The sequence below is a fragment of the Rhizobium mongolense USDA 1844 genome, assembly GCF_000419765.1.
Taxonomy (GTDB): Bacteria; Pseudomonadota; Alphaproteobacteria; order Rhizobiales; family Rhizobiaceae; genus Rhizobium; species Rhizobium mongolense.
Genome location: NZ_ATTQ01000005.1, coordinates 23,517 through 47,361 on the forward strand (window position 1 = coordinate 23,517; position 23,845 = coordinate 47,361).

At 61.4% G+C, this 23,845-nt stretch carries 27 protein-coding genes; 18 read left to right on the top strand and 9 right to left on the bottom strand.

Annotated features, from left to right (window positions below):
* Positions 1-15: 15 nt before the first annotated feature.
* The gene (locus A3C3_RS0110180) at positions 16-258 is read right to left on the bottom strand and encodes a hypothetical protein (RefSeq protein ID WP_145611882.1); all 243 of its coding nucleotides are present in this window, start codon (positions 256-258) and stop codon (positions 16-18) included.
* A 9-nt stretch (positions 259-267) separates the two neighbouring features.
* On the bottom strand, positions 268-1,224 hold the full coding sequence (locus A3C3_RS0110185; RefSeq protein ID WP_022714499.1) for a homocysteine S-methyltransferase family protein: 957 nt from the start codon (positions 1,222-1,224) through the stop codon (positions 268-270).
* Between the two features lie 209 nt (positions 1,225-1,433).
* Here A3C3_RS0110185 and A3C3_RS0110190 point away from each other — a divergent pair, with 209 nt between their 5' ends.
* A complete protein-coding gene (locus tag A3C3_RS0110190) occupies positions 1,434-2,063 on the top strand; it encodes a TetR/AcrR family transcriptional regulator (RefSeq protein WP_022714500.1) in 630 nt (209 codons plus the stop codon).
* A gap of 398 nt (positions 2,064-2,461) precedes the next feature.
* Here the strand turns inward: A3C3_RS0110190 and A3C3_RS0110195 are convergent, their stop codons facing one another.
* Positions 2,462-2,986 carry a DUF1697 domain-containing protein gene (locus A3C3_RS0110195; RefSeq protein WP_022714501.1) on the bottom strand — a complete coding sequence of 175 codons (525 nt, stop codon included), beginning with the start codon at positions 2,984-2,986 and terminating at the stop codon, positions 2,462-2,464.
* 208 nt (positions 2,987-3,194) lie between these two features.
* The gene (locus A3C3_RS0110200) at positions 3,195-5,303 is read right to left on the bottom strand and encodes a S9 family peptidase (protein WP_022714502.1); all 2,109 of its coding nucleotides are present in this window, start codon (positions 5,301-5,303) and stop codon (positions 3,195-3,197) included.
* A 245-nt stretch (positions 5,304-5,548) separates the two neighbouring features.
* Here A3C3_RS0110200 and A3C3_RS0110205 point away from each other — a divergent pair, with 245 nt between their 5' ends.
* The gene (locus tag A3C3_RS0110205; RefSeq protein WP_022714503.1) at positions 5,549-5,938 is read left to right on the top strand and encodes a DUF930 domain-containing protein; all 390 of its coding nucleotides are present in this window, start codon (positions 5,549-5,551) and stop codon (positions 5,936-5,938) included.
* Between the two features lie 19 nt (positions 5,939-5,957).
* Complete coding sequence (locus A3C3_RS47875) at positions 5,958-6,092, top strand: hypothetical protein (protein ID WP_267903856.1); 135 nt, start codon at positions 5,958-5,960, stop codon at positions 6,090-6,092.
* 86 nt (positions 6,093-6,178) lie between these two features.
* Here A3C3_RS47875 and A3C3_RS0110215 read toward each other — a convergent pair whose 3' ends face one another.
* Entirely contained in the window at positions 6,179-7,345 is a 1,167-nt protein-coding gene (locus A3C3_RS0110215) for an AI-2E family transporter (protein WP_022714505.1), read from the bottom strand.
* 175 nt (positions 7,346-7,520) lie between these two features.
* On the opposite strand from A3C3_RS0110215, the gene A3C3_RS0110220 reads away from it, so the two are divergent.
* A complete protein-coding gene (locus tag A3C3_RS0110220) occupies positions 7,521-8,582 on the top strand; it encodes a class I SAM-dependent methyltransferase (protein WP_022714506.1) in 1,062 nt (353 codons plus the stop codon).
* A gap of 32 nt (positions 8,583-8,614) precedes the next feature.
* On the opposite strand, the gene A3C3_RS0110225 is transcribed toward A3C3_RS0110220, so the two are convergent.
* Positions 8,615-9,475 carry a VOC family protein gene (locus tag A3C3_RS0110225; protein ID WP_022714507.1) on the bottom strand — a complete coding sequence of 287 codons (861 nt, stop codon included), beginning with the start codon at positions 9,473-9,475 and terminating at the stop codon, positions 8,615-8,617.
* A 276-nt stretch (positions 9,476-9,751) separates the two neighbouring features.
* Here A3C3_RS0110225 and A3C3_RS0110230 point away from each other — a divergent pair, with 276 nt between their 5' ends.
* The 3 genes from A3C3_RS0110230 to A3C3_RS0110240 all read left to right on the top strand — a co-directional run bounded on the left by A3C3_RS0110230 (position 9,752) and on the right by A3C3_RS0110240 (position 11,533).
* Positions 9,752-10,162, top strand: a complete 411-nt coding sequence (locus tag A3C3_RS0110230; protein ID WP_022714508.1) for a universal stress protein — start codon at positions 9,752-9,754, stop codon at positions 10,160-10,162.
* Positions 10,163-10,269: 107 nt separating this feature from the next.
* A complete protein-coding gene (gene trhA / locus A3C3_RS0110235) occupies positions 10,270-10,938 on the top strand; it encodes a PAQR family membrane homeostasis protein TrhA (protein WP_022714509.1) in 669 nt (222 codons plus the stop codon).
* Positions 10,939-11,026: 88 nt separating this feature from the next.
* A complete protein-coding gene (locus A3C3_RS0110240) occupies positions 11,027-11,533 on the top strand; it encodes a GNAT family N-acetyltransferase (protein ID WP_022714510.1) in 507 nt (168 codons plus the stop codon).
* Positions 11,534-11,795: 262 nt separating this feature from the next.
* On the opposite strand, the gene msrB is transcribed toward A3C3_RS0110240, so the two are convergent.
* Positions 11,796-12,206, bottom strand: coding sequence for a peptide-methionine (R)-S-oxide reductase MsrB (msrB, locus tag A3C3_RS0110245; protein ID WP_022714511.1), 411 nt, complete (start codon positions 12,204-12,206; stop codon positions 11,796-11,798).
* Positions 12,207-12,527: 321 nt separating this feature from the next.
* Between msrB and A3C3_RS38105 the strand changes: the two genes are divergently transcribed.
* The 10 genes from A3C3_RS38105 to A3C3_RS0110295 all read left to right on the top strand — a co-directional run bounded on the left by A3C3_RS38105 (position 12,528) and on the right by A3C3_RS0110295 (position 21,500).
* A complete protein-coding gene (locus A3C3_RS38105) occupies positions 12,528-12,737 on the top strand; it encodes a hypothetical protein (protein WP_022714512.1) in 210 nt (69 codons plus the stop codon).
* A gap of 112 nt (positions 12,738-12,849) precedes the next feature.
* The gene (locus A3C3_RS0110255) at positions 12,850-15,216 is read left to right on the top strand and encodes a putative monovalent cation/H+ antiporter subunit A (RefSeq protein ID WP_022714513.1); all 2,367 of its coding nucleotides are present in this window, start codon (positions 12,850-12,852) and stop codon (positions 15,214-15,216) included.
* A 421-nt stretch (positions 15,217-15,637) separates the two neighbouring features.
* Complete coding sequence (locus A3C3_RS0110260) at positions 15,638-16,057, top strand: Na+/H+ antiporter subunit B (RefSeq protein WP_022714514.1); 420 nt, start codon at positions 15,638-15,640, stop codon at positions 16,055-16,057.
* Positions 16,057-16,434: a Na+/H+ antiporter subunit C gene (locus A3C3_RS0110265; protein WP_022714515.1), complete on the top strand. Its 378-nt coding sequence runs from the start codon at positions 16,057-16,059 to the stop codon at positions 16,432-16,434. Before A3C3_RS0110260 ends, A3C3_RS0110265 begins: the two co-directional genes overlap by 1 nt.
* A gap of 286 nt (positions 16,435-16,720) precedes the next feature.
* On the top strand, positions 16,721-18,271 hold the full coding sequence (locus tag A3C3_RS0110270) for a Na+/H+ antiporter subunit D (RefSeq protein ID WP_022714516.1): 1,551 nt from the start codon (positions 16,721-16,723) through the stop codon (positions 18,269-18,271).
* Positions 18,268-18,741: a Na+/H+ antiporter subunit E gene (locus tag A3C3_RS0110275; protein ID WP_022714517.1), complete on the top strand. Its 474-nt coding sequence runs from the start codon at positions 18,268-18,270 to the stop codon at positions 18,739-18,741. Before A3C3_RS0110270 ends, A3C3_RS0110275 begins: the two co-directional genes overlap by 4 nt.
* Entirely contained in the window at positions 18,738-19,097 is a 360-nt protein-coding gene (locus tag A3C3_RS0110280) for a cation:proton antiporter (RefSeq protein ID WP_022714518.1), read from the top strand. Before A3C3_RS0110275 ends, A3C3_RS0110280 begins: the two co-directional genes overlap by 4 nt.
* Positions 19,094-19,426 (top strand): monovalent cation/H(+) antiporter subunit G, encoded by a 333-nt coding sequence (mnhG, locus tag A3C3_RS0110285; protein ID WP_022714519.1) that lies wholly within the window; start codon positions 19,094-19,096, stop codon positions 19,424-19,426. The genes A3C3_RS0110280 and mnhG overlap by 4 nt, the downstream gene beginning before the upstream one ends.
* A 431-nt stretch (positions 19,427-19,857) precedes the next feature.
* On the top strand, positions 19,858-20,289 hold the full coding sequence (locus tag A3C3_RS0110290) for a Ros/MucR family transcriptional regulator (RefSeq protein ID WP_022714520.1): 432 nt from the start codon (positions 19,858-19,860) through the stop codon (positions 20,287-20,289).
* A gap of 269 nt (positions 20,290-20,558) precedes the next feature.
* Positions 20,559-21,500, top strand: a complete 942-nt coding sequence (locus A3C3_RS0110295; protein ID WP_022714521.1) for an ornithine cyclodeaminase family protein — start codon at positions 20,559-20,561, stop codon at positions 21,498-21,500.
* Here A3C3_RS0110295 and A3C3_RS43490 read toward each other — a convergent pair.
* The gene (locus tag A3C3_RS43490) at positions 21,401-22,054 is read right to left on the bottom strand and encodes a cysteine hydrolase family protein (RefSeq protein ID WP_084796933.1); all 654 of its coding nucleotides are present in this window, start codon (positions 22,052-22,054) and stop codon (positions 21,401-21,403) included. The genes A3C3_RS0110295 and A3C3_RS43490 overlap by 100 nt on opposite strands.
* Positions 22,055-22,151: 97 nt before the next feature.
* Positions 22,152-23,033, bottom strand: coding sequence for an NAD(P)/FAD-dependent oxidoreductase (locus A3C3_RS0110305; protein ID WP_022714523.1), 882 nt, complete (start codon positions 23,031-23,033; stop codon positions 22,152-22,154).
* A 174-nt stretch (positions 23,034-23,207) separates the two neighbouring features.
* On the opposite strand from A3C3_RS0110305, the gene A3C3_RS0110310 reads away from it, so the two are divergent.
* Positions 23,208-23,666: an Rrf2 family transcriptional regulator gene (locus A3C3_RS0110310; RefSeq protein WP_028739545.1), complete on the top strand. Its 459-nt coding sequence runs from the start codon at positions 23,208-23,210 to the stop codon at positions 23,664-23,666.
* The last annotated feature ends 179 nt before the right edge of the window (positions 23,667-23,845 follow it).

Here is a 23,845-nt window from a genome sequence, read left to right on the forward strand (position 1 = left end):
ACCTGCCGCCATCGGTCACAGAGCATGCACCGGCCCTGGTTTGTCGGTCCCGGTTGGCTGATCGGCGACATGCGCATGATAACCGTTCGGACCGATGCCGATGTCCTGCAACAGGTGACCGTCGAGGCCCTCAAAGGGTATCAGCCCAGCATCGAACAGCTCGAAGGCTTCGTGCTGATGCTTGGGTTTGTGGCTGAAAGCGAAGCGCACTGCTTCTTGGAGCAGGTGGCTCGGCCGCCATTGTTGGATCGTAACCATCATTACACCTCATGCGCTCACTGCCTGCGGCGGTAGGCAGGCTTCGCAGATTGCCGTGACATGCCGGTGATCGGTGCCGCAGCAGCCGCCCAGCACGCGCAGCTGCGGCATGCTGGACAATAGCCTCCGGTAGCGGTTGCCGAAATCGATCGGATCGCCGGCGTCCAGCGTCTCGCTATCGTCGAGCTCGGCATGGCTCATCATCGAGGCATTGGCGCGGATGCCGTAAATGCGCTTTACCCAACCGCTATCATGATCGAGTGCGGCCTCGAAATGTATCGGGTGCGCGCAGTTGATCATGTAATAGGCTGGCGCGGCGCCGGTCGCCGTATCCGTCGTTTCGATCGCATCCTGGATGCTGCGCCCGGTCACGAGCCTGCCGTCCGTTTCCACTGTAAAGGAGATCGCCGACGGCATGCCATGGGCCTTGGCGGCGCGGGCGACCCCGATCGCCTCGTCGATATTGGTGAGCGTGAGGGCCGTCACCATGTCCGCCTCCGTCCCGGCGAAGGCCGCGATCTGCTCGCCGTGGTAGTCCTCGGCTTCCGAAGCGTTCATCGCGCCCGCTTTGTAGCCGTCGCCGCGCGGGCCAATCGCGCCGCTGAGGACGATCGGCATCTGCGGCCGCTCGTATTCGCCTCTAAGCCCGGCGAGCAATTCGACGGCATCCTCGTTTGCAGCTTTCAGCGCTTGCGGCGAATAGCCGAGCCTGTTGCCCCAGTCGGCGTTCGCGCGCCAGGTCGCCGTATCGAGCACGAAGCCGGTGCCGTGCTGCCGCGCGATATCGAGATAGCGCCGGTAGTATTCCTTCAGCTTTCGCCGCCCTTCCGGCGAGGCGAGAAGGACGAAGGAAGCGAAATGCGGAAGCTCCATGCCCTCGTGGAAGATCAGCGTGGTTTCCATGCCGCCGTCGGTGATGAATGTGCCGCCGCTTAACTGCGGCAGTCTATCTCTGTATTTGCTCATCGGTGGCTCCGCCCCTCGTTTGACCGGTCGGATCGATCGGCCAGGTAAGATTTCTCCCCCTTTAGAGCCTGCTAAACTAGCCAGCTTGCGGTATACTGGTCGCGATTTCCCAAGTTGCCGTTTGAAATCAATCGGTTGGGATGACGAGGCGGCATGCGTGATGCGTTGGGCCGCGATGAAAAACTGTACCGGCGGTACAGGAGGGGCTGATGCGCAAGGGCGAGGAAACGAGAACCCGCATTCTCGATGTGGCGGAGGCGGCCGTACTCCAGAAGGGTTTCGGCGGCACCTCCATCGAGGAGCTGATTGCCGAGACCGGCATCACCAAGAGCGGATTTTTCTATCATTTCAAGGATAAGAACGAGCTCGCGAAAGCACTGCTCAACCGCTACATCGAAAACGACGAGCGGATCTACGACGAGATCTTCAGCCGCGCCCGCGATCTGGTGGACGATCCGCTGCAATCCTTCCTGCTCGGCCTCAAACTTCTTTCGGAACTGCTCTCCGATCTGCCGAACGGCCATCCCGGCTGCCTCGTCGCCACCGTCTGCTATTACGAACGGCTCTTCGACCGCGAGATACGGGAGACGAACAGGAACGCGGTACTCGCCTGGCGCCACCGCTTCCGCGGCATGTTCGAAGAGATCATGGCCGTCTACACGCCGCGCGAGCCGGTGCATATCGACCAGCTCGCCGACATGGTCTCCGCCGTCCTGGAAGGCGGCATCGTGCTGTCGAAGGCCCTCAAGGAACCGAACACGCTTGCCGAGCAGATCCTGATGCTCAGGACCTTCGTCAAGCTGTTGTTTCAGCCTTCCGTGGAGGTGTTAAGGGCGTAGGCTTAGCGCGAGAGGCGGCGGATGCGGCCATAGCGTGGGGCTATGCGGTGCAGAAGGTCTCGGCGTCTCCACATTCTCCCTCATCTGTGTGGCTTGTCGCAGAGATTCATTCACGGCGCGACCGCGCCGTGAATGGCGTCTTGTTTGAATGTGTCTCCCGTGCAGAAGGAGTTGGGCGCGCTCGGTTCCTGTGCCAGGCACAGGAATGAGGGAATATGAGATGGGCGATAGTGGCAAAAGGCACGCATTCAGCGGGATTCGCATCGCCAAGGCGGCGTAGGGGGATCCTTCGAGACGCTGCGGCTTCGCCTTCGGCACCTCAGGATGAGGGCAGTGCCGCGGGCGCCGTCGATCAGCCCATCCTGAGATGCAGGCCCGAGGGCGCAGTCTTGAAATACTCACCCACTATCTTCCATCGCCGCCGCCATCTCGGCGAGCTTGCGCACGGTGTTGAGGTTGCGCGACGTCCCTGCCTTCAGCGCCGGAAGCTTGAGCTTCGATTTTCCCGACCCGATCGGATAATGCACGTAGACCTCGCGCCCGGCGACCTTCGCCTCCTCGCCGTCCGGCGCGATCATATTGCCAAGGGCACCCTTGGGGGCCGCTTCGGGCAGGAAGGTCACCAACAGGAAATTCGGCTTGGCATCGGGGAAGGGCGCCTCGTCGACGATCTTCTGCAGTTCCTTGCGGCTGCGGATCATCACGCCCGGCTTCTTGCCGAAATTCTTGGCCAGGGCCTCGTCCAGCCGCCTCTCGACCGTCGCCTCGGTCTCGTCCGAGCGGAAAAGCACATTGCCGCTCTGGATGTAGGTCTCGACGTTAGCAAAGCCCAGCCGCTCGCAGATCGCCTTGAGCTCCGCCATCGGCAGAGCGCCCGTGCCGCCGACATTCACAGCTCGAAGCAGCGCGACATAGACCGGCATGGGTTTGCTCCTTTCGCCATTCTGGTATCCGGGGACAGACGCCAACCCCAGCCACCCTCATTCCTGTGCTCGTCACAGGCGTCCAGCGCGCCCAGGTCCTTGCGCGCAGGAAACTCCATGAGAGTCGTCCGCTGCGCGGAGGCGCCGCGGCTGGGTTCCTGTCACAAGGACAGGAATGAGGAAAGGCAACTCCCGTGCCGTCTCCCGCCTACACCTTCCCCGCCACCTTGATTGCAAACGCATACTCAAACGCGATCTCCTCCAGCCGCTGGAAGCGGCCGGCGGCGCCGCCGTGGCCGGCGTCCATGTTGGTCTTGAGCAGGACCGGTGCTGCGCTTGTGGTCTTGTCGCGGAGCTTGGCGACCCACTTTGCCGGCTCCCAATAGGTGACGCGCGGGTCGGTCAGGCCGCCGAGCGCCAGGATCGGCGGATAGGCCTTTTCGCTGATGTTGTCGTAGGGCGAATAGGACGCGATCTGCTCGTAATCCTCGCGGCTCTCGATCGGGTTGCCCCATTCCGGCCATTCCGGCGGCGTCAGCGGCAGGCTGTCGTCGAGCATGGTGTTCAGCACATCGACGAAAGGAACGGCAGCGATGATGCCTGCGAACTTCTCCGGCGCCATGTTGGCAACGGCGCCCATCAGCATGCCGCCTGCCGATCCGCCCTCGGCGACGATCTTCGCGTAGGACGTGAACTTCTGTTGATTCAGATAGTCAGCGGCGGCGATGAAGTCCTTGAACGTATTGGTCTTGAAGGCCATCTTGCCGTTTTCGTACCAGGCAAAGCCCTTGTCCTTGCCGCCGCGGACATGGGCGATGGCATAGACGAAGCCGCGGTCGGCGAGCGACAGGCAGTTGGTGTTGAAACCGGCCGGAATGCTGATGCCGTAGGCGCCGTAGCCATAGAGCAGGCAGGGCGCCGAGCCGTCGAGCGGCGTATCCTTGCGGTAGAGCAGGGTGACCGGCACCTGCTCACCGTCCCATGACGGCGCGAAGACGCGCCGCGTGACGTAGTCGTCCGGATTGTGGCCCGAGGGCACCTCCTGTGTCTTCAACAGCGTCCGCTCGCGCGTCATCATGTTATAGTCGTAGAGCTGCGAGGGCGTCGTCATCGACGAGTAGGAGAAGCGGATGACGTCGGTGTCGTATTCGGCAGCTCCCTGCAACCCGAGTGAATAGGCTTCCTCGGCAAAGGCGATCGCATGTTCCTCGCCGGTCTTGCGATCGCGAATGATAATCTGCGGCAGACCATCCTTGCGCTCAAGCCACAGCAGGTGGCGGGCATAGGCCATGTGGTTGATGATCAGCGTTCCGGGCTTGTGCGGTACGACCTCGCGCCAGCTCTCCTTGCCGGGATTGTCAACCGGCGCTTCCATGATCTTGAAATCCTTGGCGCCGCCGTCGTTGGTGAGGATGTAGAAGACGTCGCCGCCTTCCGTCAGTGTATATTCGATGCCTTCCTGGCGCTTGGCGACGAGCTTCGGATCGGCCGTCAGATCCTTGGTCGAGAGCAGCCGGTATTCGCTGGTCTCATGGTCGTGGATGTCGATGAAGATGAAATCGTCGAGCAGCGAGCCGCCGACGCTCATGAAGAAGCCTGCATCCTTTTCCTCGTAGACGAGCCGGTCCTCGCTCTGCGGCGTGCCGATGATGTGGTGGAACACCTTGGAGGGGCGGTGGTTTTCGTCGAGCGCCGAATAGAAGAAGCTCTTGCCGTCCGGCGCCCAGACGCCGCCGCCGCCGGTGTTCTCGATCACGTCGGGCATGTCTCCTCCGGTCGCAAGATCACGCACCCTCAGCGTGAAGAATTCCGATCCCCTGTCGTCATAGCCCCAGATGGCGCGGCTGTGATCGGTCGAGTGGTCGAGGCCGGCGAGCCGGAAATAGGATTTGCCGACCGCCTCCTTGTCGCCGTTGAGCAGCACGGTGCGGATCGTCTCGTCCTTGACGTCGCCGTCGCGCGGGATCCGGAAATAGCGCGGCTGCTCGCCGCCGGTCACGAAGAAGGTGCCGTAGGCGTGAGCGCCGTCCTTCATCGGCACCGAGCTGTCGTCCTCCTTGATGCGGCCGCGCATCTCGGCAAAAAGGGTCTTCTGCAGCGGCTTGGTGTCTTCCATCGCCGCGTTCATATAGGCGTTTTCCGCCTCCAGGTGCCTGCGGATTTCAGGGTCGAGGATCGACGGATCCTTGAACATCGCCTGCCAGTTATCGGCGCGCAGCCAGGCATAATCGTCCGACCGGGTGATGCCGTGGCGGGTATCGGAAACGGGCTTCTTGGCGGCTGAGGGCGGGGTCGGCAGGTTCTTGAAAACAGACAAGGAAAGGCTCCGGATCGGAATTGCGGGGTGGAGAAGAGATAGAGGTGGAGGCGGGCTGGATCAAGCGCCAAGGCAGGAGCGAGAACCCTGCGGCAAATCGGAGCCTTCCTCGCGTTGCCTTGATGTCACCACATTGTTTAACAAAGTCCGCTACCGTCGCGCGGAATTTACGCTTCGTTTTGGCTTGGGGTGAGGGCCATAGGCGGGCGGATTTTGCCATGAGCATAAAGAGGAATTTGCCCGTAATGCGGAAATGTCTGGTCCTGTGCGTGTCTGTCGTCAGCTTTGCCTCCTGCGCCTTCGCCGTCGATCCCGCCATCAAGAAGCAGCTGGAAAAACTCGATCCCGCCACCCGCCTCGAACAGAGCTGCGACACCGAAGCGATGAGCCGCATCAACAAGGACAGGACCGGCTTCAAACCGGACAAGGTGATCGCCTACACCTTCAAGGATCCGATCCCCAGCGACGACAAGCTCGAAGCCCCCGGCGCCGTCTTCCGCAGCCAGGGCGACTGGTACCATCTCTCCTACACCTGCATCACCGGCCCGCAGCACATCAACGTGCGCGAGCTGCAATACGAGATCGGCGAGAAAGTGCCCCGGGAAAAGTGGAGCACGTATTATTTGTATGATTGAGATGTGGCGCGGCCTCCCGATGCCGAAAGAATATTGGGAGGATGGGGGCGTTGAGCGGCCCTTTACGACGGCGCTTCGATCTGAGGGTAAGGGCGCCGAATTCGTCCAGCGGCAGGATGTCGAGGATGTGGGCGAGGTTCAAACCACGAACTGACGCGTTTCAGCCCCTCATCCGGCTACCCACTGTCTCCCCGCTGGCAGAAAGGATATGCCGCCCCCGCCGCCATCAGCCTCACCCCTTCACTTCGGCAATTGCGGCAGTACTTTCTCCTCGATGAAGAGTTCATCGACGATCGTCATGACGATGAGCGAGAGCGGCAGAGCGAGCATGGCGCCGACGGCACCCCACATCCATGTCCAGAAGATGATGGCGACGAAGACGATGAAGGGATTGATTTCCAGCCGACGGCCCATGACGGCGGGGAACACCAGATTTTCCATGACGAGGTGCACGATGAAGAAGGCGGCCGCCGGCAGGAGGCCGATGATGATGCCGTTATGGATGAGGATGCCGGCGACCGCGATGGAAAACGTCATCATGGTGATGCCGAGATAGGGAATGAAGCTCGAAAGGAAGGCGAAGAAGCCCCAGAGCGCCGGCGCTGAGAGCCCGCCCGCCCAGGCAATCATCGCCATGACGACGCCGAGCGCTGCATAGATGACCGAGGCGGTTGCGAAATAAAAGCCCAGTACCCGCTCGACGGAGCTGATGACGCGGATGGCCGTGAGCCGCTGTTGGCGGGTGCGGAAGGTCAGGATGATCGTCTTGCGCAGGTTGACGCGCCCGGAGAGGAAGAGCAGCAGGGCCGCAAAGAAAATCAGCGCCTGCACGAGCGCCGGCGTCAGGTTTGTCGTCACCACATGCAGCACGTTGCCGGTGTTTTCGAGCAGTGCATTGATCGAGATTGCCCCGCTCTGGAAGCTTGCGGGGGTAATGCGCAGCCAGCGTATCTGCTCCAGATAGGGCATGATCCGGTTGATCGTCCTTTCGATGAACGCCGGGGCCTCGTTGGTCAGTGTCGTCAAAGGCCCGGAAAGCGAGCTGACGACGAAGAAGATGACCAGGGCAACGGCGCTTGAAAGGATGACGGCAACGGTGACGCGCGGCACGCCGAGCTTGCTCAATTTTTCCGCCGCCATGCCGAGGATCATGCCCACCACTACGGCGAGCGTGATGGGGATCAGGATCAGCGACATCTGGTAGAGGACGGCAAGGCCAAGGATCACGAAGATCCCGATCATCGCCCAGGCCATGCTGACATCGAGCGCATCCTTCTGGATGCGGTGGGCCGGTGCCTGCGGCATCTCTTCCGTCGCAGTGGTCAGCGTGTCTTCCCATGCGCTCGTCCGCCGCTCGCCGATTGCGATCTTCTTTGCTTGTTTCCGGATGCCGCTGGCAAAGCCCATCTATGGAATGTCCCCGAAAGCCTCATTGGCTCGGAACGGAAACGCACGGAATGCGTGTTGGTTCCCGGCAGGCTGGCGTGCCGGCGGATACTCAGTTTGGGCAAGTTGACACTCGCGCGGCATACTCGGAATAGTTTTGCGGGCTGGTCTTTCCTCGGTGGAAATGGAGGGTGACATGCGCGAACCCGATATGCCGAAACTCGATGGACTGGTCGAACGGCTGGTCGGCGATGTCGGAGCCGCTGTGTCCGGCGCGCTCGTCGTGCTCGGCGATGATCTCGGTCTGTTCAAGGCTCTGGCGGACGGCGAGCCGCGGGATGTGGGGCGCCTTGCGAAGGAGACCGGGCTGAAGGAGCGCTATCTCCGCGAATGGCTCTCGGCGATGGCCGCGGCCGATTACATAACCTATGACGACGGGACGGACCGCTTCCATCTCAGCCCCGAGCAGGCGATGGTGTTTGCGCAAGAAGATAGCCCCGCCTTCTTCGCCGGCGCGTTTCAGGTGGCGCAGTCCATGTGGATGGACGAGCCGAAGATCGCCGAAGCCTTCCGCAGCGGACAGGGCGTCGGCTGGCACGAACATAGTGCCTGCCTGTTCCGCGGCACCGAACGCTTCTTCCGGCCCGGCTACAACACGCATCTGGTTTCAAGCTGGATACCGGCGCTCAATGGCGTTGAGGCAAAGCTCAAGGCGGGTGCCAGGGTCGCGGATGTCGGCTGCGGCCATGGTGCGTCGACAATCCTGATGGCGCAGGCCTATCCCGCCTCGCGATTCTTCGGCTTCGATTATCATGCTCCCTCGATCGAGAAAGCCAGGGCCGCCGCTGAGGAGGCAGGCGTCGGCGACCGCGTCACCTTCCGGCAGGCCACTGCGGCGGAATTCCCCCCGCAGGGATATGACATGGTCGCAATGTTCGATTGCCTGCATGACATGGGAGACCCGGTCGGTGCCGGCCGTCATGTCAAGGAAACGCTGGCGCCCGGCGGCACCTGGCTGATCGTCGAGCCATTTGCCCACGACAATCTGAAGGACAACCTCAATCCGATCGGACGCGTCTATTACGGCGCTTCGACGATGATCTGCACCCCCGCGTCGCTGTCGCAGGAGGTCGGCCTCGGCCTTGGCGCCCAGGCGGGCGAGATGAGGCTCAGGAAAGTGGTGCTCGACGCCGGCTTCTCGCATTTCCGCCGGGCGACGGAAACGCCGTTCAACATGGTGTTCGAGGCGCGGACGTAGCGGCTCGAAGGAATGGGGGACGGACCTTTGCCTCAAGCCGAAAGCGTCAGCCCGATGCCCCACGGATCCTTGAGGAACACGCCGCCGTCGCGCTTTGCGCTCTCGATCTCCAGCCGGTCGAGTGCCGCCACCGCATTGTCGAGCGCCGCCTTGTCGTTGAAGCGCAGCGTGTAGTCGGAAAGGCCGGTCATACCGTCGGCGCGAGTGCCGGCGCCGCGGCTGTTCCAGATGTTGGCGGCGATGTGATGGTGATAGCCGCCAGTTGCAAAGAAGCTCGCGCCGGGATAGCGCGCCATCAGCTTCAGGCCGAGGACGTCGCGATAGAAGGCATCGGCTTCCGGAATGTCGCCGACCTGCAGATGGATATGCCCGATCGCCGTGCCGTCGGCCATGCCGCCCCAGGCGTCCTCCGGCGCACTGTCGTAGAGCGCCTGCAGATCGAGGCGGATCGTTGCCATTTCGACCTGGCCGTCCTGATGGAATTTCCAGGCCTCGTGCGGCCGGTCGGCGTAAATCTCGATACCATTGCCTTCGGGATCGGAGAGGTAGATGGCTTCGCTGACGAGATGATCGGAGGCACCGTCGAGCACGACATCGTTATGGGCCGCATGGCGCAGCCAGCGGGCAAGTTCCGTCCGGTTCGGCATCAGGAAGGCGGTGTGAAAGAGGCCGGCCGCATTGCGCGGCGCGATCTGCGTCTTGCTGCCCGTCGTCAGCGTCAGGAGCGGCATCCCGTTCACGCCGAGCACCTCGCCGCTCGGCGCCTTCTCGATCACCTTGAGGCCGAGCATCGACTGATAGAAGCTCGAGACCAGCGGCAGGTCGGTGACGACCAGATGCGACTGGCCGACATAGGCAGGCCGCGTCAGCGCATAAGAGGTTTCGGTCGTCATATGTCTATCTCCTGCCATGGAAGGGAAAGGCGCACCGGCGGCGGCAGCGAAAGCGCTGCCCGTAAGCAAGCTCGAGGAATGTTCGCCGGTCCATCTCGCCTCTAAGTCCTCTCGAGCCGCTGTACTTGTATTCTATATGGCGGATTCCGATTGTTCACAGAAGATCAGTTTTTGAGGATAAAGCGTTGAGCTAATGTTGACGATCGCTTGTGCCCACTTGAACCTGTCCATCGCGCGTTATCTTCTTTTGTAGGTAAGCCCGCTGTGGAGGAAACCATGTACAAGAAGATCATCGTCCCTATCGAGATGGGTACGATCGAGAGGGGGGAAAGGGCATTCCGCAAGGCCGCGACGCTGCTTGATGCCGGCGGTGAGATCATCCTGCTCAATGTCGTGCAGGACGTGCCGACCTATATCGCCGTCGACCTACCGGCTGAACTGATCGACAATGCGATCGATGATGGGCGCGCGAAACTGGAGCAGCTGCGGCTGAAGACCGGAATCCCGGCGAAGGTGGAGATCGGCCGCGGCCCGCCGGCGCACGGCATACTCGCCGCCGCCGAGGCGCACCACGCCGACCTCATCATCATCGCCTCGCATGTTCCGGATTTCTCGAACTATTTCATCGGTGCGACCGCTGACCGGGTGGTACGCCACGCCAAATGCTCGGTGCTGGTGGATCGGTAAGGATTAAAGCGTTTTATGAAGTTTTACCGCGCACGGTGCTGCCGCCTGTTGCGCCGCCGGCCGTTCAGTGAGAGCATCGGTAAGGGTCGAGGAATGGGTGCGCATCAATGGGCGAGTTCAACGGCATTCGCTGGGCTTACGACCGATATGAGCTGATCGCCGACGGCATCGTGCACGGCGTCGGTCTGGCGCTTGCGCTCGTCGGTGCGACCGTCTTGATCTTCTATGCGACGGTCTGGAGCTCCTACGGCGAGATCGCCGCCGCCTGGATTTACGGCGTCGGCCTTGTGCTGACGCTCGGCATTTCCTTTTCCTACAATGCCTGGCCGGTCTCGCCCACCAAATGGTACCTGCGCAGGCTCGATCATTCGGCGATCTTCATCCTGATCGCCGCGACCTATACGCCCTTCCTTGAACGCGGTGCCGACGACCCGCTGCTCTTTGCCATGCTGATTGCCATCTGGGCGATGGCGGCCGCCGGCATCTTCCTGAAATGCGCCTTTCCGGGGCGCTACGACAAGCTCACGATCCTGCTCTATCTCGCCATGGGTTGGAGCGGCATTCTGGTTGCCGGGCCGGTCGCCTCGCGCATTCCCTTCGCTTCGATGCTTTTGATCGTCATCGGCGGCATCATCTATTCGGCAGGTGTGATTTTCCACGTCTGGGAAAAGCTGCGCTTCCAGAACGCCATCTGGCATGGCTTCGTGGTTGCCGCCGCAGCGGTACATTATTCGGCGGTACTCACCTGCTTCAGCATGGGCGCTGCCAGGCTCTGATCGTTCTTTCTTCGCGCCAATTTCGCGGTTTACATCGAAGAAGGCCGGGCGTATGCGCTTGGGCTGAACGAACCGGAATGGACATGACATGACCGACGCCGTCCTCGTGCGCGACGCCACCGAAGCCGACCTTGCGCCGATCCGCGACATCTACAACCACGCCGTCGAACACACGACGGCGATCTGGAACGAAACCCTCGTTGATCTCGAAAACCGCGCCGAATGGTTCCGGGCGCGCAAGGCGAGGGGCTTTCCGGTTCTGGTCGCGGAAAAGGCGGGGCAGATTGCGGGCTACGCCAGCTACGGCGACTGGCGGGCCTTCGACGGCTATCGCCATACGGTCGAGCACTCCGTCTATGTCGACAAGGACTACCGCGGCGGCGGCATCGGCAAGCTTTTGATGCAGGCGCTTATCGAGAAAGCCAAAGAGAACGGCGTTCACGTCATGATCGCCGGCATCGAGTCGGAAAACGTCGCCTCGATCCGCCTGCACGAAAAGCTCGGCTTCCGCATCGCCGGCACCTTCTCCGAAGTCGGCACCAAGTTCGGCCGCTGGCTCGATCTCACCTGCATGGAGCTTAGGGTTTTGAAGTGAGCCTCGTCGTTCAGGCGGGCATTCTTGGCACTTCAATCGCAGGCGCGGGAGCGGCACACTAGGCCATAGCTGTCTTGCGCTGCCTCTCTTCCCTCATTCCTGTGCCTCTCACAGGAATGAAGCCACGGCGCATATGCGGCATCGAGTGAGTCTTCCGCGCCATGGACATGGCACTGCCCTCATCCCTGTGACGGGCACAGGCGGTCGATCGTTTCCCTTACCGGAAAAGAGCTGGCGGTGGTGATGAGCCCCCGTGCGTTGCCTATTTCCCCGCCTCGAACACCATCGAATGTCCGTTGACGCAGTAGCGCAGGCCCGTCGGCGGCGGGCCATCGGGGAAGACGTGGCCGAGATGTGCATCGCATCTGCTGCACCGGATCTCCGTACGGACCATGCCGTAGGAGCTGTCGCGATGCTCTGTCATGGCATCCGGCGAGACCGGTTCGAAATAGCTCGGCCAGCCGCAGCCGGCATCGAACTTGGTATCGGAGCGGAAGAGCGGCGCGTTGCATCCGACGCAGCGGTAGAGGCCGGTCTCGAAGCTGTCCCAGTAGGGGCCGGTAAAGGCGCGTTCCGTGCCGTGCTGGCGCGTGATGCGGTATTGCTCCGGCGTCAGCTGCTCTTTCCATTCTGCATCGGTCTTGCGAACTTTGGCGGTCGTGGTGTCGGACATCAGGCATGCTCCTTTCGCGCCGGAGGGGCGATTCCGTCTTGGCCAGAATGTGGGGCGCAAGACAAGCGGGATCAAGATAGAACGGATTAGCCCGGCAATCATGTTCTATCGCGGGCCTCGAAATATCTGCACAAGGCTCATCCAGTGTGCATCCGCGTTTCGCAGAAAGGCTGCGGCATAGCTGACGGCCCCTCGGGGAGAGGGCAGGGTAAGGGTAATCGAGGAACTGCCTAGCCTAATAGCTAATCCGAATTGATGGTTTGATCCCGTCCGCGCCGTTAACGTACTCTCAACCATGGCAGCTGATGCCAGGCGGGGGATATGGATTTGTTCATCGTGGTTCTGCCGTTAGCCTATTGCCTTGTGGCTGTGCTCTTTCTGACGATGACTTTGCTGGAAGGCTGGGCCAACCACGATGGTTGGACGTTGGCCCGCCTCGCAGGCGCGGTGGCATGCATTCTCTGGCCGCTGACTTTGGCCGTCCTGCTGTGTCACATGTTTGCTTCTGCCGCTCCGCTCCGCCGGGCCTGATCGGTCCGCCTCCGATCATTCATCCTGAACCTCCTCCGAAATTGCTTGAGGGCGCTTGCCGATTACCCTAAGTTCGCGCCAACGCATCACTTTCTGGCAATGAGGAGGGGACATGGCCGGTGTCACTGGTCTGACATTTTTGGCCTTGTGCCTGCCGCTTCTCGGCGCCTTGCTTTCCTCTTTCGTCATTCGCCGGTTCGGCGCAAACGGCGCCTGGCTGCTGGCGGCCGTGCCGTTGCTGTCGTTCCTGCACTTCCTCCGCTTCATACCTGGCATCGCCCGCGGCGAGGTGGTGAACGGCGGATATTCCTGGGTGCCGAGCTACAATCTGAGCTTCTCTTGGTTTCTCGACGGTCTGTCGCTCACCTTTGCGCTGCTGATTACCGGCATCGGCACGTTGATCGTGCTTTATGCCGGCGGCTACCTGAAGGGGCATCCGCAGCAGGGGCGTTTCTTCTCCTTCATCTTCCTGTTCATGGGTGCGATGCTCGGCGTTGTCGTCTCGGACAGTTTCCTGATGTTCTTCATCTTCTGGGAGCTGACCTCCATCACCTCCTTCCTGCTGATCGGCTTCGACCATGAGCGGGAGGCGGCACGACGGGCGGCACTTCAAGCGCTGGTGGTAACCGGCGGTGGAGGGCTTTGCCTGCTGGCCGGCCTGCTCTTTCTCTGGAACATCACCGGCGTCACGCAGATGTCGCTGCTTTCGCCGTTCGGCGATGTCGTCCGCGGCAGCCCGCTTTATCTGGCAACGCTCGGTCTCGTGCTGTGCGGCGCCTTTACCAAATCGGCGCAGTTTCCATTTCATTTCTGGCTGCCGAACGCCATGGAGGCGCCGACGCCGGTATCGGCCTACCTGCATTCCGCAACCATGGTGAAGGCCGGCGTGTATCTCTTGATGCGGCTGAACCCGGTGATGGGTGACACGCCGGCCTGGGAAATCCTGCTGCCGTTCTTCGGCGGGATGACGCTGGTTGCCGGTTCGGCACTCGCCGTTGCCCATGCCGACCTGAAGCTGAAGCTCGCCTATACGACGGTTTCTTCGCTCGGCCTTCTCGTCCTGCTTACCGGTTTCGGTTCGGAATACGCCATCGAAGCCGCGGTGCTTTACCTGGTGGCGCACTCGCTCTTCAAGGGCGCACTCTTCATGATCGCGGGTGTCCTCGACCACGAGACGGGCACCCGCGACATCACGAAGCTCGGTGGTCTTTTGAACGCGATGCCGCTGACCTTTGCGATCGCGATACTCGCCGCGATCTCGATGGGCGGCCTTCCGCCCTTCTTCGGCTTCCTCGCCAAGGAGGAGATCTACGCAGCGCTCGCCGGTGGCAATCTGCGCTCGCTGATGTTCACCGCAGTCGCGATCTTCGGCAATGCGCTGATGTTTGCAATTGCTTTTTCGGTCGGCCTGAAGCCCTTCGTCGGTCAAGCGGCCGAAACCCCGAAACATCCCAAGGACGCGCCCATTCTGCTCTGGCTCGGTCCCGGCATCCTGGCAGTGCTGGGCCTTGCTGGCGCGCTCTTTTCCGGCATCACGCATCACTACGTCTCGTCGCCGATGGCTTCGGCCGTTCAGGGCGATGCGATCGACGTTGCGATCTCGCCGATGCCACATCTCGGCCTTCCGCTCGCGCTTTCCGTATTGACCGTGATCCTGGGCGTTGCGGTCTATTGGAAGATAGAGCAGGCCCGGACGCTGATGGTGTCCTTCCTGCAGGCGGCAGGGCCGGGGCCGGACCGCGGCTTCGACAGCTTCATCGCCGGACTCGTCCGCCTTGCCTGGCGCGTCACCCGCATCGTCCAGCCGGGACGGCTGGAAATCTACGTGACCTGCACCTTTGTCTGCCTCGCCTTGATTCTCCTCGTGCCGCCGCTGCTTTACGGCGAACTGCCGTCGTTTCCCGTCTGGCCGCGCGGCGTTCAACTCCATGAATGGGCGGTCTTCGTGCTCGCCGTGATCGGCCTTGCGGCAGTGCTTTGCGCCCGCGACCGGCTGACGGCGATCGTCTCGCTTGGCATCCAGGGCTTTTCCGTGGCGTTGATCTTCCTGCTCTTCGGGGCGCCCGATCTTTCATTCACCCAGTTCATGGTCGAGACGCTGTCCGTCGTCATCCTGGCGCTCGTCATGACGAGGCTTCGCCTTACGCCGACCGACCCGCGTCCGCTGCGCCAGCGGCTTGTCGACGGCTCGATCGCGCTTGCCTGCGGCCTCGGTTTTGCGCTGCTCCTGATGCGGGCGACGGAGGGGCCGTTCAATGCGGCGCTGACGGAATTCTTCAACACCTATTCGAAAACCATCGCCCACGGCGCCAATGTCGTGAACGTCATCATCGTCGATTTCCGCGGCACCGACACTCTCGGCGAGATCGCCGTCGTCGCCATCACCGGCCTCGCCATCATCGCACTGATCCGCATGCGGGCAGGGGGAGAGCGGAAGCTGGTCGCGCATGATCTGGATCGAGGGGAGGTGGCGGAGTGAAGGGCGTTTGTTTCCATCTCGTGGGTTCCCATTCCGGCAGGTTTGCAGCGCCAGGTGCTGTTGTCTGGAGACGTCATTGCCTCACCCGCCCTCATTCCCGTGCCTGTCACAGGATTCCAGCGCGCCCAAGTCCTTGGGCGCAGGAGGCTCAGTCAAAAGGCGGTTCATTCACGGCGCAGACGCGCCGTGGCCTCGTTCGTGTGACGAGCTCAGGAACGAGGGGAGTATGGGATGAGCGCTGGTGGCAAAGGGCACGCATTCAGCGGGATTCATATCGCCAAGGCGGCGCACGAGGAAGTGATCCTTCGAGGATGAGGGCGGGGGATCAGGTGCGGTTTTCCTTGCGTGCTCCATCAACTGACTCAATGAGCGAAGAGGGTAACCTCGTCCGCCGCTCGCCGCCAAGCGGAGCACCCACCCGATGAACACCCTCATCTTCCGCACCATCGCTCCCTTCCTCGTCGCGCTCATGCTGCTCTTTTCGGTCTTCATCCTGCTGCGCGGCCACAACGAGCCGGGCGGCGGCTTCATCGGCGGGCTTATCGCCGCTTCGGCACTGGCGATCTACGGCATCGCGGCCGGCGTGCCGGCCGTGCGCCGGGCAATCCTCTTCCATCCGCTGTCGATCGCCGGTGCCGGGCTGATGATGTCGGCGCTCGCCGGCCTGATCTCGATCGCCGCTGCCGTGCCCTTCATGACCGGCCTGTGGGTCCATCCCTCAATCTTCGGGCTCGAGGTGTCGCTCTCGACGGTCATGCTCTTCGATATCGGCGTCTATTTCGTCGTCGTCGGCGCAATCACCGCCATTGCGCTAGCCCTTGAGGAAAGGGAGGTGGAGTGATGGAGCCGCTTTTTGCGGTCCTCGTCGGCCTGTTTTTTTCCGCCGCCATCTACCTGCTGCTGTCGAAATTCTCGATCCGCATCATGCTCGGTATCGCGATCCTTGGAAACGCGGTGAACCTCTTGCTCTTTACCGCCGGCCGCCTGACGCGCGAGGTGCCGCCGATCATTCCGGCTGGCCTCGACGCGCTGCCCGCCGGTGCCGCCAACCCGCTGCCGCAGGCCCTCATCCTGACGGCGATCGTGATCTCCTTTTCGTTCTTCGCCTTCCTGCTGGTGTTGACCTACCGCGCCTATCAAGACATCGGCACGGACAACACCGACGAGATGCGCGTCGCCGAGCCCGACGACCCGCTGCTTCCGCCAGTGGGGTATTGAGATGAGGATGGTGCCGATGATAATCCTTCTCCGTTCTGACGGGCATCGCCCCCACAGGGAGGGAGATCGGCTGTTGGCGCTGGCTTTTTCCATGGGGGGTAGCGCGTATTCCCCCTGCTCCCCGGCAGGGAGAAGGGGGCCGGAAGTGTCGGACGGGGGGGTAGGCTCGGCACATGGTATCCGTCGCTTGCGCTCCCGACGTTTACGGCCTGCGCCGACCGCCCGCCTCATCGCCCCGCTCCGCGCGGCACTTCTGCCCGCTGGGGAGAAGAGGAGGAAGCTTTAAATGGCCGCCCCCTTCGCCACCGACCTTTCCGCCGCGCTCCTCACCGCACCCGTCCCCCCAGGCAATTGGTTGGTGATCTTGCCGGTTGTGCATTGCATCGTGCTCGGCGCGCTGATGCTGATGCTGCGCGCCCATGTCCGCCTGCATGCGTTGATCGCCGTTCTCGGCCTTGCGGCGTTGGTGCTGATCGACGCGGTGCTGTTGAAACGGGTGATCGACGATGGCCCAGTCACAATGGTGATGGGGCGCTGGCTGCCGCCTTTCGGCATTGCCTTCACCGTCGACCTCTTCGGCGCGCTGATGGCGCTTGCAGCCGCGATCGCGGCGCTTGCGGGCAGCCTCTATGCGCTCTCCGACATCGACGCGGGCGGGCGGCGCTTCGGCTTCTTCCCCTTCCTGATGCTCCTGATGGCAGGCGTGTCCGGGGCGTTTCTTACCGGCGACATTTTTAATCTCTATGTCTGGTTCGAGGTGCTGCTGATCTCGTCCTTCGGCCTGCTGATCCTCGGATCCGAGCGCGAGCAGATCGACGGTGCGATGAAATATGCAGTGCTGAACCTGATCGGCACGACGCTCTTTTTGACTGCCGTCGGCTACCTCTACGCGATCTTCGGCACGCTCAACATGGCCGACATCGCCCTGAAGGCCGCCGGCCTGCGCGATACGGCGCCGCTTTCGACGCTGGCGGCCCTCTTCCTTTTTGCCTTCGCCATGAAGGCCGCCGCTTTCCCGGTAAACTTCTGGCTGCCGGCCTCCTATCATACGCCGCGCATCGTCGTCTCCGCGCTCTTTGCCGGTCTGCTCACCAAGGTCGGCATCTACGCGTTGATCCGGGTGATGGTGATGCTGCTGCCGGTGGAGCGCGAGGCGCTGAGCCTGATGATCGCGCTCGTCGGCGCCGCAACCGTCCTCATAGGCGCACTCGGCGCGCTGGCGCAGACCGATATCCGCCGCATGCTCGGCTATGTCGTCATCTCCGGCATCGGCAACATGCTTGCCGGTATCGCGATCGGCACGCCGGGTGGCGTCAGCGGCTCGGTTTTTTACGCGCTGCATTCCGTCGTGCTGATGATGGCGCTCTATCTCTTGGCGGGGCAGGTGGCCCGCCTCGGCAGCAGCTTCGAGCTCGGCGCGCTCGGCGGGCTCTATCGCGAGTGCGGCTGGTTTGCCGCCGTCTCGCTCATCCTCTTCCTCGCCGCCTGCGGCCTGCCGCCGTTTTCCGGCTTCTGGCCGAAGGTCATCCTCGTCAAGGCCTCGCTCGATATCGGCGCATGGTGGCTTGCCGCCGTCCTTTTGGCCGGCGGGTTTCTGACGACCATCTGTTTCGGCCGCGTCTTCCTGCTTGCCTACTGGCGCCCGGCGCCGGCCCCTGTCGAGGCGGTTGCGATCGGATGGCAATCGGCGCTGCCGCTGCTGGCGCTGACCGCACTCGTCACCGGTTTCGGCATCTTGCCGGAGCCGTTGCTGTCGCTGGCGCAGGCAGCCGCCGGAAGCCTTGCCGATCCGGGCGCCTACATTCATTCTGTCTTCCCCAAAGGAGCGGCGCAATGATCGCCTTCCTCGTCAATCTTCTGCTCGCCATTGCCTGGGTCGCCGTATCCGGCAGCGCCTCGCTGCACAATCTCGTCTTCGGCTTCGTTCTCGGGGCCATTGCTTTGGCGATCGTGCGCGAGCCTTTCGGCAGCAAGAGCTATCTTCGCCGCACGCGCCTCGTCCTGTCACTCGCGCTGCTTTTCCTGAAGGAACTGGCGCTTTCGGCTTGGACCGTCGCCCGGACGGTGCTGCGGCCGAGGATGGAGATCCGGCCCGGCATTTTTGCCTTTCCGCTGACCGTCGAGCGCGATCTCGAGATCACGCTGCTTGCCAATCTCATCACGCTGACGCCCGGCACGCTCTCTGTCGATGTTTCGGAGGACCGCAGGACGCTTTATGTCCACGCGCTCGACTGCTCCGACCCACAGGCGACGAAGCGCGCCATTGCGAGCGGCTTCGAACGCAAGATCATGGAGGCTTTCCGATGATGGCGCCGTTTGCGCTTGTTTCGGCCGCCGCCGTGGTCACGCTTGCGATCCTCGGGATCGCCTTCGTGCTCACGGCCTATCGCGTGATCACCGGACCGACGCTGCCGGACCGCATTCTCGCTCTCGATACGCTGACCGGCATTGCCATCGGCTTCATAGCGGTAATCGCCGTCAAGACGCGCTTTGCGCTTTACATCGATATCGCGATCGCCCTGAGCCTGGTCGGCTTCCTCGCGACGGTTGCCTTTGCCCGCTTTGTCCTATCGCGCCGTGCGACGGGCGCCAGGCCGTCGCCGGCCGGGGAAGAACAGGCAGTGACGCCGGCGCCGGGCGATACGGCAGGAAAGGCGGGATGATGGAATACGTTATCGCCACGGCAACCGCCCTCACGATGCTTGCCGGTGCCTTTTTCGCGCTCTCGGCGGCGATCGGCGTCGTCCGTTTGCCGGACCTTTACTCGCGCATGCATGCAGCCTCCAAGGCGGGTTCCGTTGGCTCCGGCCTACTGCTGCTTGCTGCCGGCCTTTATTCCGGCGAACTTGCAATTTTTGCGCGCGCTACCGCAGGCGTCGTCTTTTTGCTGCTGACCGCCCCGGTCGCAGCGCACCTCTTGGCCAAGGCGGCGCATGAAACCGGGCATAAATTGTGGGAACTCTCGGTCCGCGACGACATGGAAGGCCGATGAGAGTATAATTTTCAGCGATTTAGCTCGTTTTACGCAAGTTATGCACGCGATTGTGAACTAAAGCCGCAGCCTTGCTTGCAAAATCTTAGTGTTTTGAACTTTTTAAGTAGAAAAACCGCAAATAAGAATTGGACTTTTGGTAAAACAGTGATAATTGAAGTGTAAGTAGAGTTCTGATTTCGAATTAGAATCGTTTCGCCTATTCCATCTCTAGCTTTGATTTCGAATGTCTAATGAAGGCTGTGGTCGAAGAGTGCGGCGATTGTGATTCGTATTCGGGCAGTATTAGAACAGGTTTCGGTCTCAAGAATCTAGGGGTGGATTCGCGTTTTAGGACATGATGCCGCTGTCTGGGCCTTTTACTGTTTGCCTCTACGAAGGCGATCCTCCGAAAGAGGGTCATCCATGCATGCGAACAGGAGAAACAGAATATGACGGATACCGCGACCGGCAACGGGCCGGAATTGCTGGTAGAACTGACGGCCGATATCGTAGCGGCTTATGTCAGCAATCATGTGGTCCCGGTCAGTGACCTGGCCAATTTGATTTCCGACGTGCATTCCGCACTGAGCAACACGTCTGCACCGCAACCCGCCGCAGCCACCATCGAAAAGCAGAAGCCCGCCGTTTCGGTACGCAAGTCAGTACAGGATGATCAGATCACCTGCCTGGAATGCGGCGGCAACTTCAAATCTCTCAAGCGCCATCTGATGACCCATCACAGTCTCTCGCCGGAAGAGTACCGCGAGAAGTGGGATCTTCCCGCCGATTATCCGATGGTCGCTCCCGCCTATGCCGAGGCGCGCTCGCGCCTCGCCAAGGAAATGGGCCTCGGCCAGCGCCGCAAACGCGGCCGCGGCTGAGTCTCGCACGCTCCTAAGCGCGAAAGCCGGGCCCCAAGCCCGGCTTTTTTGCCTCCTCGCGCGGAAATCGTGGAAAATAATCCCAGTATATTCAAGCCGGTGGCGAAAAAGGCGACTTGAAGCAAAAAAGAATTGCACGTGGCGCTCTTTGCGGTCGCTCCGGATCGAATTTGGCGCCTGCCTTAGTGCCGGAACCGGTAAGATCCCGGTTGACCTCAATCTAAGTTGAGATGCGAACTTGATGCAGTCCGTCAGCCAAGGAGGTGCCGGTGACCATCATTTTAAGCGACAGCGACCTGGACCGAAGCACGGCTATGCAGATCGCCATCGAGACGATCGAGGAAGCAATGGCGGCGCGATCAGCAGGGGTATTGGTTTCGCCGCCCAGGCATAACGTGTCCTTTGGCGGGAAAGGCGACCTTGTCTTCACCATCGGCGGCACGATCGGCGAGCATTCGATTGCGGGCTTCAGGGTTTATGAAACATTCAAAGGGCTGCGCCACGACCAGATCGTCGCGGTCTGGTCGGCTGAAACGGCAGAGCTTCAGGGCCTTGTCGTCGGCAGCCGGTTGGGAGATATCCGAACCGGCGCGATTGGCGGCATCGCCATTCGTCATATGTCGTCGCCTGGCGTCAGGACGGTAGGCGTCATTGGAAGCGGGCACCAGGCGCGGACGCAGTTGGAGGCTGCGGCACTTGTCCGCAGGCTGGATCACGTCCGCGTCTATAGCCGCCACGAACAGAACCGCCGGACATTTTCAGCGGAGATGGAAGAGCGCTTAGGGATCCCCGTGGAGCCTGTGGATACGCCACGGCGCGCTGTAAGCGAAGCCGATATCGTCATTTGTGCAACGACCAGCCGAACACCGGTGATGGAGGCAGCTTGGCTGAAGCCCGGAGTTCACATCAACACCATCGGTCCGAAGACCGTGGATGAGCATGAGTTGGGCTTGGACATCGCCGCTGCCGCCCATCTTATCGCGACCGACTCTCTGGAGCAGACAGACGCCTATAAGGCTCCATTCTTCCTGCATGGATCGCCCGATGCCGTGCGCCTGGTTGATTTGGCCGCGATCGTCAGCGGCAGGCTGCGTGTCCGCCCGGCGCACGATCAAACGACGTTGTTTTGCTCGGCGGGCCTCGCAGGCACCGAAGTCCTGGTGGCATCGAAGCTGCTTGCGGCTTGCGGCGGCAAGGTTCCTGCGGCCTGAAGTGGGCGGAGAGCCTGGGTTATCTCGGAAACAGTAGCAAGCTTGGCAATCTTGCCATTCAGGTAGTCAACCGAGACCCTTCCATGCTCGCCATCATAGGAATCGATGCATTCCTCCGCCAGGACCACGCGAAGGTCGCGTTGGTAAGCGTCGATAGCGGCCATACGAATACAAGCGTGCGTGTTGATGCCGCACAATACCAGCTCGCCCACGCCCATCGCCGATAGAATGCCTTCAAGTTCGGTCCGGTAAAACGCACTATAGCGTTTCTTTACGATGGTCGTGTCGCTTGGCTCCCAATCGAGGCCAGCATGAAACTGGGCGCCTGAAGTTCCTTCGATCGCAATCTTCAGGTTCTTGTCCCGCATCTCGAGAAAGGCATCGCTAAGGTCAGGCCGAAATTCCGGCCGCACCCATATGACCGGCAACCCGGCCTCTCTAAAGGCCACAGCCAGCTTGTTGGTTTCGCCGATCAGCCGAGCAGCTTTATCTGCGCTCCAATGGTCGAGGTAGTCATTGATGATGTCGATGATAACAAGGGCGCGTTTGGTCATTAAGCGATTAGACGTCACAACAGTTGCAGTGTTGTGACGCCGGGCGGTATGCCGGTTTGGAGCGTTTCTTGTTCATGCCGCGGACATGAAAATGCCGTCAATCACTCCCGAACATCAGCGACTGATGCGCTGCCGTTCCAGCCAGCGCTCCATCACCAACGGCGAGAGCCACGGAGCCTGCGGCCCTTGCTGCATCGCCGCAGGCGAAGATGCCCTTCGCGGTCGTCTGCTTTACGGCATCCGTCCAGATGAACTGGCCGAGCGGCCCCTCTTCGAGCACGCAACCCAGTTGCTCAGCCCAAGGAATTTGCACTGAAGTCCGCGTCAGGGTGAACAAACCGTCCATTGCGACAATCCTGCCATCGTCCGCACGGTCTCCTGCGATCTCCCGCACTGGTGTCGTCTCGACCTTGACTGCGCGCGCACGCAATTGCGCTGCCTGATCGGCATTCGGTACGACGATACCGTTGGTGAAAAAAGTCGTCTCGCCCCAGTCAGGAAGCATTAGGGCATGATGCATGGAATGCTCCCCGGATGCGATGACGCCGATCCGCCCCTGGTCCAATTCGTAACCATGGCAATAGGGGCAATGGAAGACAGATTTTCCCCAGCGTTCCTGCAGGCCTGGAATGGCGGGCAGTCGATCTGCAACCCCCGCTGCCAGGATCAGACGCCTGCCTTCCGTCATAGGCTTGCCATCGATCTCGATGGCAAATCCATTGCTGGTCCTCTCTGCGGCTTGTGCCTTGGCATTCAGCCAGTGGACAGTCGGATAGCGTTCGAGCTGTTGGCGGGCCTTGGATACGATCAGGCCGGGTTCACGGCCGTCCTGCCCCAGAAAGCCGTGCGAGACAGCGGCAAAGCGATTGCGGCGCTCACCGGCATCGATCACCAGGATCTTCCGTCTGGCACGGGCGAGCGGCAGCGCCGCTGAAATGCCTGCAAAGCTGCCGCCGATGATGATGACGTCGAAATGCATAAATGATCCTCTCACGCTCGTTCCGGTTCATCGCCCGGCGGGAACAGCCGAATGTCGAGTCATGAAACTTTTTAAGTTACGTGAAAGGGCTTTGTCAATAATCATGCAACTAATATTGTTGCATGATTATGTATCTGTTAAATCTTTTGATCCGCAAACGAGCTGAACCAGGCTATGAGACACGACACCCGCTTATCTCGCATGCTGCATGTGCTCGTTCACATGGATCGCCACGAAGGCGCCGCAACATCCGAAACAATTGCAGCGATGCTGGGCACCAATGCCGTCGTCGTGCGCCGAACCATGGCCGGTCTGCGGGATCAGGGGTATGTCCGGTCCGAGAAGGGGCACGGCGGCGGCTGGATCCTGGCGCGCCCTTTGCGGGACATCACCCTGCTCGACATTCACAATGCCTTGGGCGCGCCGCAACTCTTCTCGATCGGACTGGCGGGCGACAATCCGAACTGCGTCATCGAACAGGCCGTCAACGCCTCGCTTGCCGGGGCGATGCATGAGGCGGAAGCCATTTTGCTGGCGAAATTCGGTAAGGTCACATTGGCCGGGCTTGCCGAAGAATCCTCCAAGCGATGGGCAAAGCCTGCGCACTGCTCTTTGGAAATGGAGCATTCGTAGAGAATTGCCCCTTCGAGGCTATTGTTGGACCAAACGTGTTTCCGGCGGCCCCAAGGCCGCTCGAAGGCCGGCGGGACACCCGCGCCGAAGAATGCAGGCAATAAACAAGGCCCGGGCCGAAATCACTGACCGTCTCGTCATCGCTTTTCACACCCCTGCAAGGAGATCCGTGGTCAAAA

Coding starts and splice junctions, on each gene's coding strand:
- A3C3_RS0110180 (WP_145611882.1), bottom strand. CDS start 258: ATGGTTACGATCCAACAATGGCGGCCGAGCCACCTGCTCCAAGAAGCA.
- A3C3_RS0110185 (WP_022714499.1), bottom strand. CDS start 1,224: ATGAGCAAATACAGAGATAGACTGCCGCAGTTAAGCGGCGGCACATTC.
- A3C3_RS0110190 (WP_022714500.1), top strand. CDS start 1,434: ATGCGCAAGGGCGAGGAAACGAGAACCCGCATTCTCGATGTGGCGGAG.
- A3C3_RS0110195 (WP_022714501.1), bottom strand. CDS start 2,986: ATGCCGGTCTATGTCGCGCTGCTTCGAGCTGTGAATGTCGGCGGCACG.
- A3C3_RS0110205 (WP_022714503.1), top strand. CDS start 5,549: ATGCGGAAATGTCTGGTCCTGTGCGTGTCTGTCGTCAGCTTTGCCTCC.
- A3C3_RS47875 (WP_267903856.1), top strand. CDS start 5,958: ATGCCGAAAGAATATTGGGAGGATGGGGGCGTTGAGCGGCCCTTTACG.
- A3C3_RS0110215 (WP_022714505.1), bottom strand. CDS start 7,345: ATGGGCTTTGCCAGCGGCATCCGGAAACAAGCAAAGAAGATCGCAATC.
- A3C3_RS0110220 (WP_022714506.1), top strand. CDS start 7,521: ATGCGCGAACCCGATATGCCGAAACTCGATGGACTGGTCGAACGGCTG.
- A3C3_RS0110225 (WP_022714507.1), bottom strand. CDS start 9,475: ATGACGACCGAAACCTCTTATGCGCTGACGCGGCCTGCCTATGTCGGC.
- A3C3_RS0110230 (WP_022714508.1), top strand. CDS start 9,752: ATGTACAAGAAGATCATCGTCCCTATCGAGATGGGTACGATCGAGAGG.
- trhA (WP_022714509.1), top strand. CDS start 10,270: ATGGGCGAGTTCAACGGCATTCGCTGGGCTTACGACCGATATGAGCTG.
- A3C3_RS0110240 (WP_022714510.1), top strand. CDS start 11,027: ATGACCGACGCCGTCCTCGTGCGCGACGCCACCGAAGCCGACCTTGCG.
- msrB (WP_022714511.1), bottom strand. CDS start 12,206: ATGTCCGACACCACGACCGCCAAAGTTCGCAAGACCGATGCAGAATGG.
- A3C3_RS38105 (WP_022714512.1), top strand. CDS start 12,528: ATGGATTTGTTCATCGTGGTTCTGCCGTTAGCCTATTGCCTTGTGGCT.
- A3C3_RS0110255 (WP_022714513.1), top strand. CDS start 12,850: ATGGCCGGTGTCACTGGTCTGACATTTTTGGCCTTGTGCCTGCCGCTT.
- A3C3_RS0110260 (WP_022714514.1), top strand. CDS start 15,638: ATGAACACCCTCATCTTCCGCACCATCGCTCCCTTCCTCGTCGCGCTC.
- A3C3_RS0110265 (WP_022714515.1), top strand. CDS start 16,057: ATGGAGCCGCTTTTTGCGGTCCTCGTCGGCCTGTTTTTTTCCGCCGCC.
- A3C3_RS0110270 (WP_022714516.1), top strand. CDS start 16,721: ATGGCCGCCCCCTTCGCCACCGACCTTTCCGCCGCGCTCCTCACCGCA.
- A3C3_RS0110275 (WP_022714517.1), top strand. CDS start 18,268: ATGATCGCCTTCCTCGTCAATCTTCTGCTCGCCATTGCCTGGGTCGCC.
- A3C3_RS0110280 (WP_022714518.1), top strand. CDS start 18,738: ATGATGGCGCCGTTTGCGCTTGTTTCGGCCGCCGCCGTGGTCACGCTT.
- mnhG (WP_022714519.1), top strand. CDS start 19,094: ATGATGGAATACGTTATCGCCACGGCAACCGCCCTCACGATGCTTGCC.
- A3C3_RS0110290 (WP_022714520.1), top strand. CDS start 19,858: ATGACGGATACCGCGACCGGCAACGGGCCGGAATTGCTGGTAGAACTG.
- A3C3_RS43490 (WP_084796933.1), bottom strand. CDS start 22,054: ATGACCAAACGCGCCCTTGTTATCATCGACATCATCAATGACTACCTC.
- A3C3_RS0110305 (WP_022714523.1), bottom strand. CDS start 23,033: ATGCATTTCGACGTCATCATCATCGGCGGCAGCTTTGCAGGCATTTCA.
- A3C3_RS0110310 (WP_028739545.1), top strand. CDS start 23,208: ATGAGACACGACACCCGCTTATCTCGCATGCTGCATGTGCTCGTTCAC.